The sequence below is a fragment of the Streptomyces sp. ML-6 genome, assembly GCF_030116705.1.
Classification (GTDB): domain Bacteria; phylum Actinomycetota; class Actinomycetes; order Streptomycetales; family Streptomycetaceae; genus Streptomyces.
In genome coordinates, this window is sequence record NZ_JAOTIK010000001.1 from 2,937,509 (window position 1) to 2,949,760 (window position 12,252).

Genomic DNA, 12,252 nt, shown 5'->3' on the forward strand with positions numbered 1-12,252 from the left:
CCACAGCCCTCTCAGCCCCCGCACTGCTTAAGCATCATCCTCTTGTCCGGGGCCGTCACCGGGAGCCCGTACTTTTCCGCAACCTGTGCGAAGCGGACCGCGTACGAGCACCGGATCGACTTGTTCGGCGGCAGCCAGGACGCCGGACCCGAATCGCGTTTGGCGGAGTTCGTGGAGCCCGAGACCGGCAGAAGATTCAGCACGTCGTTGGCCAGCTGCTGCCTCTTCTTCTTGCTCCAACGCGAGGCCCCCATCTGCCAGGCGTACGACAACGGCACCACGTGGTCTATCTGTACCTTGGTGGCCTTGGCCTTCTTCCAGGCGATGTCCTTGCCGGTGTACGGGTCGTACAGGTCCATCGACACGACCACGCAATCGGAACCCTTACGGAACTCGACGTCCTGTCCATGAAGTTTCAGCAAGTCGTTCCGGGTGTCACAACCGTTCCTCGCCAGCGGCACCCCATCCGCCGTGTCCATCCACGCATAGCCGAACTTGTCCCGTTCGTAGCCCGTCTTCGACCCACGCCCCTTGACTGTGAGTTTGTCGACGAGCTTGCGCGCGTTCGCCTTGTCCGCCTCCGACGCGAGCGCGCCGAGCCCCGGCTTTGTTCCGTCCGGATTCGTCAGCGGGCTCGCCGCCCGCCCGGCGTCCGGTCCGGATCCCGCAGAGCTTCCGCCCGGCTCCAGACCATCACAGCCTGCGACGAGCGTGACGGCAACGGTGACCGTAAGGACGACCCTCTTCCCGCCCGTGCACAGCGGCCTGTGACTCATGTGCCTCTCACTACGCACAGGCGACCACACCCTGCATACGCTGCGAGAACAGGGCCACTACAGCGCGGACCATAGAGATAATGCGGGTGTCACAGCCGTTCTTAGCGAGCGCCAGCCCGTCGATCGAGTCCTTCCACGCGTAGCCGAACTCCTCGCGCGCGTACCCGGTCTTCGGCCCCCGGCCCTTCGTGGCCACCTTCTCGATGATCTTCCGGCCGGCCGCCCGGTCCGCCTCGGAGGTGAGCGGCGCGAGCCCCGGCTTCGTACCGTCGGGGTTGTCCAGCGGGCTGGCCCCGAGGCCGGTGAAGGTCCGGCCGCCGGCCTCCCCGGAGGACGATTCGAAATCGCAGCCGGCCAGGGCCAGCGCCGCCACCACCCCGAGGGCGGGCAGAGTCACTCGGTGGACACGGGGAGATATCACGCGAAGCCGTCCTGACGGGGAGAAAGCAAAATCCTGAAAATCGTACGGATGCCTTCCCCGTCCACGGGTATTCATGAGCACGCCACGCCCGGGGTGCGGCCGGAATCACACCGTCCGGCCTCCCCGCCGCTCATACCTTCCCGATGCCCAGCGTCGTCTCGGAGGGCAGCAGTCCGGACCCGATCACCGCCACCCAGGGCGGTCCCAGCAGTTCGACGAGCCGCTCCCGCTCCGTCGCGTCGAGCACCCGCCAGGGGGCCGCGGCCGCCTCGTCCGTGCGCCGCTCGACCTCGGCGCGCAGCGCCCGCCCCGCTTCGGTCGCCGTGCCGTCCTCGTCCAACAGGTCGCGCTCCACGAGCCGTTGCCGGGCGTCCCGCCACTGCGCGTCGCTCCACCCCCGGCTCGCGAACACCTCCGGGCGCGCCGCACCGACGGCGGCGAAGGAGACCAGCGACTCGACCGGGTCGAGCCCCGCCCCGACGAGCGCCGCGACATGGCCGTCCCCCCGGTGCTCGCGCAGGACCGTCGCCGCCCACCAGAGCGCGAGGTGCGGCTCGTCCGGCCGGGGCAGGGCGGCGTTGGCCGCGGCGAGCGTCCGGCCGGAGGTGTCGGCGGCCTCCGCGACGCGCCGCACGAGCGCGGCGGCCTCGCCCAGCTCCGGGCCGGCGACCGCGTCCCCCAGCAGCTTCCGGTAAGCGCGGTCGACCGCCCGCGTCCGGGCCGCGAGCACCGCCTCCGGAGCGGCGACGGACCAGATGGCGGGCACGTACTCGCCCACCATCGCCGGGTTGAAGCTGTGGAAGGCCTCGGCCACCCGCCCCGCACCGGCCTCCCCGAGCGGCGCCGCGCGCCAGGCGAAGTAGCCGGGCCACCGCTCATCGGTGCCGTACCCGAGCGCGGCGACCTCCTCGACGGCCTCCGGCGCGTAGTACAGCACGGCGTGCAGGGGTTCCAGCAGGTGCCACATCCGCCGCACCCGGCCCAGCTCCTCGGACATGTCTCCGCCCTCCGCGACATCACTCATCTTGTCACTGACTAGATCCCCAGAGTGCTTCCCCTCCCGCAACTTGTCAATGACAAGATTCCGCGTAATCTGCTGCACATGACCAGCGAGCGCGCCTACCACCACGGCGACCTGCGGCAAGCCGTCCTCACCGCCGCACTCGACGTCATCCGCACCGACGGGCCGGGTGCGCTGAGCCTGCGCGACCTGGCGCGCCGGGCCGGCGTCTCCCACGCGGCCCCCGCCCACCACTTCAAGGACCGCACGGGCCTGCTCACCGCCATCGCCGCCGAGGGCTACGCCCTCTTCGCCGACGAGCTGGCCGAGGCCCCGGACCTCAAGGAGCGGGGCGTGCGGTACGTACGGTTCGCCGCCGAACACCCGGCGCACTTCCACGTGATGTTCCGGCCGGACCTCCTCCGCGCCGACGACCCCGCACTGCTCGCGGCGAAGGACCGGGCCTCGGCCGAGCTGCGCGCGGGCGTCGGCGGCCTTCCCCCCGCCGGGCGCGGCGACGACGACCGGCTCGCGGGTGTGGCCGCCTGGTCGCTGGCCCACGGCTTCGCCACGCTGCTGCTCAGCGGCAACCTGGACGGGGCGGTGGGCGCCCAGGACCCCGAGGCGGTCTTCCGGTCGCTCGCGGAGCTGCTGTTCGCGCCGGGGAGTTCCTGAACGCGTCGGCGGGGCCGAAGGGCGGGAGCCCGCACCGGGTGGCGAGCAGGCACACCCCTGACGCTCGCCGACTCCCCTGGCCTCCCCCGGCTTCTCCGGCTTACCTGGCTCTCCCGGCTTCCCCAGACTCCCCCGCTCAGGCCCGCATGCCGCCGTCCACGCGGAGGACGGTGCCGGTGACGTAGGAGGCACGGTCACTGAGCAGCCAGGCGGCCGCCTCGGCGATCTCGTCCGGCTCGGCCGCGCGGCCCAGCGGGGTCTGGGCGTTGAGCTGCTCGACGATGCCGGGCGAGTCCGCCTCCCACTCGTGGACCATCTCGGTGAGCGTGGTGCCGGGTGCGATGGCGTTGACGCGGATGCCCTCCGGGCCGTACGTGACGGCGGCCGACGCGGTGAGGCTGTTGACCGCCCGCTTCGCGGCGCCGTAGGCGGGCAGCCAGGGGTTGCCCATCAGGCTGCCGACGCTGGAGGTGTTGACGATCGCCCCGGTCCCGGCGGTGGCCCGGATGGCGGCGATCTCGGCGGTCATGGCGAGCCACGGACCCTTGAAGTCGACCGCGCACACCCGGTCGAAGTCGGCCTCCGCCAACCGGTCCATCGGGCCGGGCGGCTGGGCCGTCGCGCCGTTGTTGAAGGCGGCGTCGAGACGGCCGTACACCGCCACGGCCCGGTCGACGGCCGCGCGGATGCTCGCCGGGTCGGCCAGATCGCACAGCGCGTACTCAGCGGCGCCGCCCGCCGCCCGGATCTCCTCGGTCACCGCCTCCAGCTGGGCCTCCGTACGGGACGCGAGGAACACCCGCGCGCCCTCCCGGGCGAAGAGCCGGGCCGCGGCGGCGCCGATGCCCCGGCCGGCTCCGACGACGAGGGCGACCTTGCCGGAGAGCAGACCGGGCCGTGCGGTGGACGTGATCGTTGTGTCGTTCATGCCGACGAGCCTGCGCCGGGCCGGGCCTCTCATCCAGGCACCGGCGGTACCTGGATGAGCCGGCCGGGGCCCGCGCACACTGGTGGGGTGGACCGACGAGAACTGGCAGGTTTCCTGCGCAGCAGGCGCGAGCGGATCGCCCCCGCAGAGGTGGGGCTGCCCGCCGGGCCGCGCCGCCGCACCCCCGGGCTGCGCCGCGAGGAGGTGGCACAGCTGGCGTTCATCTCGACCGAGTACTACACGCGGCTGGAACAGGCCCGCGCCCCGCACCCCTCCCGCGAGGTGCTGGTCCAGATCGCCCGCGCCCTGCGCCTCTCGGACGCCGAGCGCGACCATCTGCACCACCTCGCCGGCACTCCGCCCGGCCCCCTGCCCGGACCCTCCAGGGAGGTGCGGCAGAGCATCGTCGACCCGCTGGACCGGCTCCCGGAGGCCGCCGCGCTCGTGCTGTCGGCGACGTACGAGGTGATCGCCTGGAACGGCCTGGCCGCGGCCCTGATGGAGGACTTCTCCGCGCTGTCGCGCCGCGACCGCAACCTCGTCCGGCGCGCCTTCCTCGGCCCGCACCGGCACGGCCGGCCGCTGTACGGCGTCTCGGACGCGGACGCGTTCGTCCGGACCTCGGCCCAGCACCTGCGCGCGGCCGCCGCCCGCTACCCCGACGACCCGGAGGTGACCGGCCTGGTCGAGGAACTCCTCGCCGGGAGCGAGGAGTTCGCCCGCATCTGGGCGGGCCACGACGTGACCGCCCGCCCCACCCTCTGCAAGACCTTCCACCACCCCCTGGTCGGCCCCGTATCCGTCAACTGCGACGTCCTGGACATCGCCGACCGGGACCAGCGGGTCGTCATCTACACCGCCGCCCCCGGATCGCCGTCCGAACAGGCGCTGCGGCTGCTGTCGGTCATCGGCACCCAGCGCCTGGACGTGCCCTCGGAGGCATGACACCCGGCGGCGGCCGTCCCCGCCTCCCGCCCCGGCACAATGGCCGGGGCGGGAGGCCGGCGGGAGGTACGGGGATGAGTTTTCGGCTGGCGGCGTACGCCGTGTGCGTCGAGGAGGGGCGGGTGCTGCTCGCCCATCACGTCTCGCGGACCTGGACCCTTCCGGGCGGCAGGGTCGAGCACGGGGAGGACCCGTTCGACGCGGTGGTCCGGGAGGTGGCCGAGGAGACCGGCTGCGAGGCGGTGGTCGAACGCCTGCTGGGCGTGGACTCACGGATGATCCCGGCCGCCGAGCGCGCCGTGCCCGGCGGGCCCGACCACCAGAACGTCGGCGTCTTCTACCTGGTCCGCATCACGGGTGGCCGACTCCGCCCCGAACCGAACGGCGACACCGTCGAGTCGGTCTGGACCCCGCTCCCCGACGTCACCGGCCTGCGCCGGTCGTCCCTGGTCGACATCGGCCTCGCCCTGGCCCGCACCACCCCGGCGACCGGCCACGTCGCCCCCGTACCGGTCGGCGGCCTGATCCAGCACTGAGCCCGCACCGCCGGGGCCGGAACCCCGAACACCGCTTCACTCGGTCGTGAACTCGTACAGGCGCCCCGACCGCATGGGCCCCATAACGTACATCGATGCATGTTACGTCGATGTACGTTATGTCGATGTATGAATCATTCATACAGGTCAGCGCCCGCGAACTCTCCCACCTCGCCGAGGCCCGGTCCGTCGTATCGAACTCATTGGCGATCCCCGCGGATCTGCTGACCGCCCGGAGCGCGTGATGGTTTCTTCCCGACCTCGTTGTCAGTGGCGGGTGCGAGACTGCCCGGCATGATCGAGCCGAACCCCAAAGCGGACCTTCTCCAGTACCTGCAACAGGGGCGCGACGCCCTGGTGTGGAAGCTCGACGGGCTCTCCGAGTACGACATACGCCGTCCGCTGACCCCCACGGGCACGAACCTGCTCGGGCTGCTCAAGCACCTCGCGGGTGTGGAACTGGGTTACTTCGGCGACACGTTCGGGCGGCCGTTCTTCACCGGGGAGACGCCGTCCTGGTGGTACACGCGGGACGCGGAGCCCAACGCGGACATGTGGGCCACCGCGGACGAGTCCCGCGAGGACGTCGTCGGGCTGTACCGCCAGGCCTGGGCGCACTCCGACAGCACGATCGGGGCCCTGGACCTCGACGCGACCGGTCACGTCCCGTGGTGGCCCGAGGAGCGTCGGGAGACGACGCTCCACCACCTCCTGGTCCGCGTCATCTCCGACACCCAGCGCCACGCCGGCCACGCCGACGTGGTGCGGGAACTCATCGACGGCTCCACCGGCTACACCACCGCCCAGGACAGCATGCCGTCCCACGACCCGGCCTGGTGGAGGGAGCACCGCACCCGGCTGGAACGGGTGGCCCGGGAGGTACAGGAAGCCCAGGAAGCCCAGGAGGTCCAAGGGGTTCGTGAGGCCCAGGGGGTCCAGGAGGACGCCGGCTGACCGCTCCCGCGCCCCCTTCCCGCTTTCCGGACCGTGGGGTCGTGGCGTTCGAGGCGTCGAATTGCTCCTTGAGCCGTGCGGTGGAGGGCAGGTTGGCACCCGGAGCGAGGTCGCCGTCCAAGATCCGGTCCCTGAGGTCGGCCGCGATCCGCTCGTGCAGGGAACGGCGGTCGGCGGCATCCGCTTCGGGTCCGGGCACGGTCATCCGATCTTGAGCTCGTACCGCAGTTTCTGACGTCGTGGCGGCATCGCCATCACGTCGACCTGAATGGGCCGGTCCGCCCCGTCGAGGGTGAGGCGGGTCAGTTGCAGCACGGGTTCCCCGGTCACCAGCCGCAGTTGCTCGCACTCGTGATCGGTCGCCGCCCGCGCGGTCACGTCCTCGCGCACGCGTGCGCCCACGTGCCCCAGCTCCGCCAGCAGCCTGACCGCCCCGCCCCGGATCTTCGCCGTTCCGGCAAGGGCGGTGCCGCCCGCGATGTCCAGCGGGTAGTACGTGTCCGTCAACTCGCAGGGTTCGTCATCGAGGTACATGATCCTGCGCCGGGCGACGACGCACTGCCCGGCCGGAGTTCCCAGCAGCTCCGCGACCGCTTCCGGCGGCTCCACCTCGCCCGCCCCGACGATCCGCTGACCGCCCCGGCGGCCTTCCGCCGCGGCCTCCGCGGCCCACGCGTCGCCACCGGCACCGGCAGACCCCGCGAGGTACGGCACCGAGGTGCCGACCCATTCACCGCCGCCCATACCGCCTCTCCCTTCGCCGCCCCTGTACCGGTCCGTGTACCGGTCTGTCGCGTCCCACCGCAGGCGAGCGGCCCCCACCCCCACGCCGTGAAAAACCCGGTCCCGCCGCATCCGCGGCGGGGCCGGGGCTGAACCGTTCCGGGGTCAGGAGCCCAGGATCGTCGTGAGGAACTCGCCCGTCCACGCCAGCAGTTCGCGGCCCACCACCGGCTTGCCGCCGATCCGGCCCGTGGTGGGGCGGGGGACGAGGATCTGGTGGGTGGCCGGCTTGATGACCGTCTTGGGGTGGAGGCGCTTGAGGCGCAGCTCCTGCGACTCGCGCAGCTCGACCGGGGCGAAGCGGATGTTCGGGCCCTGGAGCACGATCTCGCCGACGCCGCAGGCGCGGGCCAGCATGCGCAGGCCGGCGACCAGGAGGAGGTTCTCGACCGGTTCGGGGAGCTTGCCGTAGCGGTCGGTCAGCTCCTCCCGCACGGCCCGGATGTCGTCCTCCGTGTTGGCGGAGGCGATGGCGCGGTACGCCTGGAGGCGCAGCCGCTCGCCGGGGGCGTAGTCGTGCGGGACGTGGGCGTCGACCGGGAGCTCGATCTTGACCTCCAGCGGCGGTTCCTCCTCCACGCCGCCCTCCAGGGAGGCCCGGTAGTCGGCGACCGCCTCGCCCACCATGCGGACGTACAGGTCGAAGCCGACGCCCGCGATGTGGCCGGACTGCTCGCCGCCCAGGAGGTTCCCGGCGCCGCGGATCTCCAGGTCCTTCATCGCCACGTACATGCCCGCGCCCATCTCGGTGTGCTGGGCGATCGTGGCCAGGCGTTCGTGGGCGGTCTCGGTGAGCGGCTTCTCCGGCGGGTAGAGGAAGTACGCGTAGCCGCGCTCGCGGCCCCGGCCGACCCGGCCGCGCAGCTGGTGCAGCTGGGAGAGGCCGAAGTTGTCGCCGCGCTCCACGATCAGGGTGTTGGCGTTGGAGATGTCGATGCCGGACTCGACGATCGTCGTGGAGACCAGGACGTCGAACTTCTTCTCCCAGAAGTCCACCACCACCTGTTCCAGGGCCTGTTCGGACATCTGGCCGTGGGCCGTGGCGATCCGGGCCTCGGGGACGATCTCGCGGAGGCGGGCGGCGGCGCGGTCGATCGACTCGACGCGGTTGTGGATGTAGAACGCCTGGCCCTCGCGGAGCAGTTCGCGGCGGATGGCCGCGCCGATCTGCTTCTCCTCGTACGGGCCGACGAAGGTGAGGACCGGGTGGCGCTCCTCGGGCGGCGTGGTGATCGTCGACATCTCGCGGATGCCGGTCACGGCCATTTCGAGCGTACGGGGGATGGGCGTCGCGGACATGGTGAGGACGTCCACGTTGGCGCGGAGCTTCTTCAGCTGCTCCTTGTGCTCGACGCCGAAGCGCTGCTCCTCGTCGACGATGACCAGGCCCAGGTCCTTGAACCTGGTCTCGGAGGAGAAGAGGCGGTGGGTGCCGATGACCAGGTCGACGGAGCCCTCGCGGAGCCCTTCGAGGGTGGCCTTGGACTCCGCCTCGGACTGGAAGCGGCTCAGTGCCCGTACGTTGACCGGGAATTGGGAGTAGCGCTCGGTGAACGTGCCGTAGTGCTGCTGGACCAGGAGGGTGGTGGGTACGAGGACGGCGACCTGCTTGCCGTCCTGGACCGCCTTGAACGCCGCCCGGACCGCGATCTCCGTCTTGCCGTAGCCGACGTCGCCGCAGATCAGCCGGTCCATCGGGACGGACTTCTCCATGTCCTCCTTGACCTCGGCGATGGTGGAGAGCTGGTCGGGCGTCTCCGCGTACGGGAAGGCGTCCTCCAGTTCGCGCTGCCAGGGGGTGTCGGGGCCGAAGGTGTGGCCGGGGGCCGCCATCCGGGCCGAGTACAGCTTGATCAGGTCGGCGGCGATCTCCTTGACGGCCTTCTTGGCGCGCGCCTTGGTCTTCGTCCAGTCGGCGCCGCCGAGCCGGTGCAGGGTGGGCGCCTCGCCGCCGACGTACTTGGTGACCTGTTCCAGCTGGTCGGTCGGGATGTACAGGCGGTCGCCGGGCTGGCCGCGCTTGGCGGGGGCGTACTCGACGAGGAGGTACTCGCGGGTGGCGCCCTGCACGGTGCGCTGCACCATCTCGATGTAGCGGCCCACGCCGTGCTGTTCGTGGACGATGTAGTCGCCGGTCTCCAGCGTCAGCGGGTCGATCGTCTTGCGGCGGCGGGCCGGCATCCGGCCCAGGTCCTTGGTGGCGGTGCGCTGCCCGGTGAGGTCCGTCTCGGTCAGGACGGCGAGCCCCAGCGCCGGGTCGACGAAGCCGTGGTCGATCGCGCCGCAGGAGACGTGCACGACGGACGGGGAGACCTCCGCCAGATCCGGGTCGAGGCGGGCGGCGATGCCCTCGCCGCTCAACACCTCGACGGTGCGGGCGGCCAGGCCCTGGCCCTCGGTGACGTACACCGTGCGCCAGCCGTCGGCGATCCAGCCCTTGGTGTCGGCGAACGCGCGGGCGGTGTCGCCGCGGTACGCCTCCGGGGCGTGCATGCCGAACGTGAGCGTGTCGTCCTCCGCGTCGGCGGCGTCGGCGGCGAACGGGGAGACCGACCACCACATCATCCCCAGCTCGCGGGCCCGGTCCCGGACGTCCGCGATGCCCCACAGGGAGGCCGCGCCGACGTCGATCGGGGCCTGGCCCCCGCCCGCGGTGGCGGCCCAGGACGCCTGGAGGAACTCCTGGCTGGTGGCGACCAGGTCGGCCGCCCGGGTCCGGACCCGCTCCGGGTCGCAGACCAGCGCCATCGAGCCCTTCGGCAGCACGTCGAGCAGCAGCTCCATGTCGTCGACGAGGACCGGGGCGAGGGACTCCATGCCCTCCACCGCGATCCCCTCGGCGATCTTGTTGAGGAGTTCGCCCAGTTCGGGGTGGGCCTCGGCGAGCGCGGCGGCCCGCTCGCGCACCTCGTCGGTGAGCAGCAGCTCGCGGCAGGGCGGGGCCCACAGCCCGTGTTCGGCGATCTCCAGCGACCGCTGGTCGGCGATCTTGAAGTAGCGGATCTCCTCGACGTCGTCGCCCCAGAACTCCACCCGCAGGGGGTGCTCCTCGGTCGGCGGGAAGACGTCCAGGATGCCGCCGCGCACCGCGAACTCGCCGCGCTTCTCAACCAGTTCCACCCGGGCGTACGCCGCGGCCGAGAGCGCCTCGACCGTCTTGCCGAGGTCGGCGGCCTGCCCGATGCGCAACGACACCGGCTCCAGGTCGCCGAGCCCCTTGACCTGCGGCTGGAGCACGGAACGGACGGGGGCGACGATGACGGAGACCGGTCCGGTCTCCGGGTCGTCCTCCCTCGGGTGCACGAGGCGCCGCAGCACGGCGAGGCGGCGGCCCACGGTGTCCGAGCGGGGCGAGAGCCGCTCGTGCGGCAGGGTCTCCCAGGACGGGAACTCCGCGATCGTCTCCGGCGGCAGCAGGGTGCGCAGCGCGGCGGCCAGGTCCTCGGCCTCCCGGCCGGTCGCGGTGACGGCGAGCACGGTGCGCCCGGTCTCGCGGGCCAGCGCGGCGACGGCGAAGGGGCGGGCGGCGGGCGGGCCGACGAGGTCCACGTGCATCCGGTGGCCGCTGTCGGCGGCCTTCACCGCTTCGGAGAGTGCCGGGTCACGTACGACGACATCCAGCAGACCGTGCAGACTCATGAAGGGCTTCCGTCCGGGAACGAGGGCGGGTCCCGACAGCCGGCTGCTGCCAGGGCCGCGCGAGGGGCAACGCGAAGGGCCCGACACGTCTCACGGGCCGGGGGGGAATCCAGCGTACGACGCCGGTGTGACAGCCGCGTGCGCAATCGGCCGGGACGCGGAGGGCGGGCGGCCGGTATCCGTCGGGGCGGGGGAGGGTCGGCGGCCGGTATCCGTCAGGGCAAGGGAAGGCGAGTGGCCGGTATTTGTCGGGACGCCGGGGTGCCGAATCCGGCGGGGCGGTGAATTCGGCGAGGCGTCGGCGGGGCGCCGGGGTGTCGCCGGCCGGGGCCGCTCCCGTGCGCGCGAGGCCCCGGATACCGTCCGGCGCGCGTCCGGGGCCGCTCGTCGTGGGCCACACACCGTTCGTCTCCACATCCCACACAGTTGCGTCCGGGATCCTCACAGGAGCGGCCCCAGCGTCTACGCTTTGGCCGAAGGTTCCACAACCGGTGAGCAGAGCAGCCGTCGACCAGCACCCCCGGGGTGATCCCCGGAGGTGTACGGCCATGCACGGATCAGTCAGCGGGGGCACGCGTGGGCGACAACGAGATGTCCGTGTTCGGGGTCTCGGAGGCCGAGGAGGAGCTCTACCGGCATTTCCTGCGCAACCCCGGCACCGCCGCCGACGACCTGCATCTCCTGCTGCACACCGCCCCCGAGGTGGCCCGTGCGTGCGTCGAGCGGCTCCAGGACCTCGGCCTGATCCACCCGGAAGGCCCTGACCAGCGCATTTTCCCGACGGATCCGGAAGTCGCGCTGACCCGGCTGACCGATCTGAGGCTGCACGCCCTGCACCAGGAACTCCAGCGCGTGACCTGTTCCCGGCACGTCGTGGACGGTCTACGCGCGGAGCAGGGGGCCCGCAGCCCCTCCCCGCCGGGCATCGAGCAGCTGGAGGGGCTCGACCGGATCCGCGACCGGATCGACGATCTCGCCTTCTTCGCCCGGGACGAGATCCTCTCCGTGGAGCCGTACACGAAGCTGTCGCCGGAGAACATCGCCCGCTCCCGCCCGCTGGATCTGCGGTGCCTGCAGCGCGGTGTGCGCATCCGGAACGTCGTCGCCCGGGCCGCGTTGCAGGATGCGGCAACCGCCGCATATCTGCGCGAGCTGGTCGAGCACGGGGCCGCGATCCGGGTGACGGCGCACACCGCCGAACGGCTGCTGGTGTACGACCGCAGGGCCGCGCTGGTCCCGCTGGACCCGCACGACACCTCGCGCGGCGCGCTGCTCGCCCACCGCAGCGGGCTGGTCTCCAACATCATCGCGCTCTTCGAGAAGATCTGGGACCAGGCCGAGGACCTGTCGAAGGCGGACGCCGAGGAGGCCGGGGCGGGCGACGACCGCCTGTCGGACACGGAGCGCCGGGTATTGGTGTCCATGTGCACCGTGGGCAAGGACGAGGCGGGCGCCCGGGAGCTGGGCCTGTCGGTGCGGACCTACCGGCGCTACGTCGCCGACCTGATGCAGAAGCTCGGCGCGGCGAGCCGGGCCCAGGCGGCCCTGCTGGCCCGGGAACGAGGCTGGATCTGATCGCCGGGCGGGGCGGCTCG

Annotated in this window: 11 protein-coding genes and 1 pseudogene; 5 read left to right on the forward strand and 7 right to left on the reverse strand. The window is 72.2% G+C overall.

Translation table 11 applies throughout. The annotated features are described in order from the left end of the window. Positions 1 to 11 precede the first annotated feature (11 nt). The 3 genes from OCT49_RS12670 to OCT49_RS12680 form a co-directional block, all read right to left on the reverse strand. On the reverse strand, positions 12 to 776 hold the full coding sequence (locus OCT49_RS12670) for an HNH endonuclease family protein (protein ID WP_283851982.1): 765 nt from the start codon (positions 774 to 776) through the stop codon (positions 12 to 14). A gap of 10 nt (positions 777 to 786) precedes the next feature. Beyond that, positions 787 to 1,197: a hypothetical protein gene (locus OCT49_RS12675; protein ID WP_502963365.1), complete on the reverse strand. Its 411-nt coding sequence runs from the start codon at positions 1,195 to 1,197 to the stop codon at positions 787 to 789. 130 nt (positions 1,198 to 1,327) lie between these two features. Beyond that, positions 1,328 to 2,194: an SCO6745 family protein gene (locus tag OCT49_RS12680; protein WP_283855775.1), complete on the reverse strand. Its 867-nt coding sequence runs from the start codon at positions 2,192 to 2,194 to the stop codon at positions 1,328 to 1,330. Positions 2,195 to 2,299: 105 nt separating this feature from the next. On the opposite strand from OCT49_RS12680, the gene OCT49_RS12685 reads away from it, so the two are divergent. Beyond that, the gene (locus OCT49_RS12685; RefSeq protein ID WP_283851983.1) at positions 2,300 to 2,872 is read left to right on the forward strand and encodes a TetR/AcrR family transcriptional regulator; all 573 of its coding nucleotides are present in this window, start codon (positions 2,300 to 2,302) and stop codon (positions 2,870 to 2,872) included. Between the two features lie 136 nt (positions 2,873 to 3,008). Here OCT49_RS12685 and OCT49_RS12690 read toward each other — a convergent pair whose 3' ends face one another. Continuing rightward, on the reverse strand, positions 3,009 to 3,800 hold the full coding sequence (locus OCT49_RS12690) for an SDR family NAD(P)-dependent oxidoreductase (protein WP_283851984.1): 792 nt from the start codon (positions 3,798 to 3,800) through the stop codon (positions 3,009 to 3,011). Positions 3,801 to 3,887: 87 nt separating this feature from the next. On the opposite strand from OCT49_RS12690, the gene OCT49_RS12695 reads away from it, so the two are divergent. From OCT49_RS12695 to OCT49_RS12705, 3 genes are all read left to right on the forward strand, one after another. Further along, positions 3,888 to 4,745: a helix-turn-helix transcriptional regulator gene (locus OCT49_RS12695; RefSeq protein ID WP_283851985.1), complete on the forward strand. Its 858-nt coding sequence runs from the start codon at positions 3,888 to 3,890 to the stop codon at positions 4,743 to 4,745. A gap of 74 nt (positions 4,746 to 4,819) precedes the next feature. Then, a complete protein-coding gene (locus OCT49_RS12700; protein WP_283851986.1) occupies positions 4,820 to 5,281 on the forward strand; it encodes an NUDIX hydrolase in 462 nt (153 codons plus the stop codon). A gap of 294 nt (positions 5,282 to 5,575) precedes the next feature. Next, positions 5,576 to 6,235 (forward strand): DinB family protein, encoded by a 660-nt coding sequence (locus OCT49_RS12705; RefSeq protein ID WP_283851987.1) that lies wholly within the window; start codon positions 5,576 to 5,578, stop codon positions 6,233 to 6,235. Positions 6,236 to 6,263: 28 nt separating this feature from the next. On the opposite strand, the pseudogene OCT49_RS12710 reads toward OCT49_RS12705, so the two are convergent. The 3 genes and pseudogenes from OCT49_RS12710 to mfd all read right to left on the reverse strand — a co-directional run. Further along, positions 6,264 to 6,440, reverse strand: a pseudogene (locus OCT49_RS12710) (GntR family transcriptional regulator); the annotation flags it as partial. Beyond that, positions 6,437 to 6,979: a GntR family transcriptional regulator gene (locus tag OCT49_RS12715; RefSeq protein ID WP_283851988.1), complete on the reverse strand. Its 543-nt coding sequence runs from the start codon at positions 6,977 to 6,979 to the stop codon at positions 6,437 to 6,439. The pseudogene OCT49_RS12710 and the gene OCT49_RS12715, both read right to left, overlap by 4 nt. A gap of 144 nt (positions 6,980 to 7,123) precedes the next feature. Continuing rightward, positions 7,124 to 10,657, reverse strand: a complete 3,534-nt coding sequence (gene mfd, locus OCT49_RS12720; protein WP_283851989.1) for a transcription-repair coupling factor — start codon at positions 10,655 to 10,657, stop codon at positions 7,124 to 7,126. 576 nt (positions 10,658 to 11,233) lie between these two features. Here mfd and OCT49_RS12725 point away from each other — a divergent pair. After that, on the forward strand, positions 11,234 to 12,232 hold the full coding sequence (locus OCT49_RS12725) for a helix-turn-helix domain-containing protein (protein ID WP_283851990.1): 999 nt from the start codon (positions 11,234 to 11,236) through the stop codon (positions 12,230 to 12,232). The last annotated feature ends 20 nt before the right edge of the window (positions 12,233 to 12,252 follow it).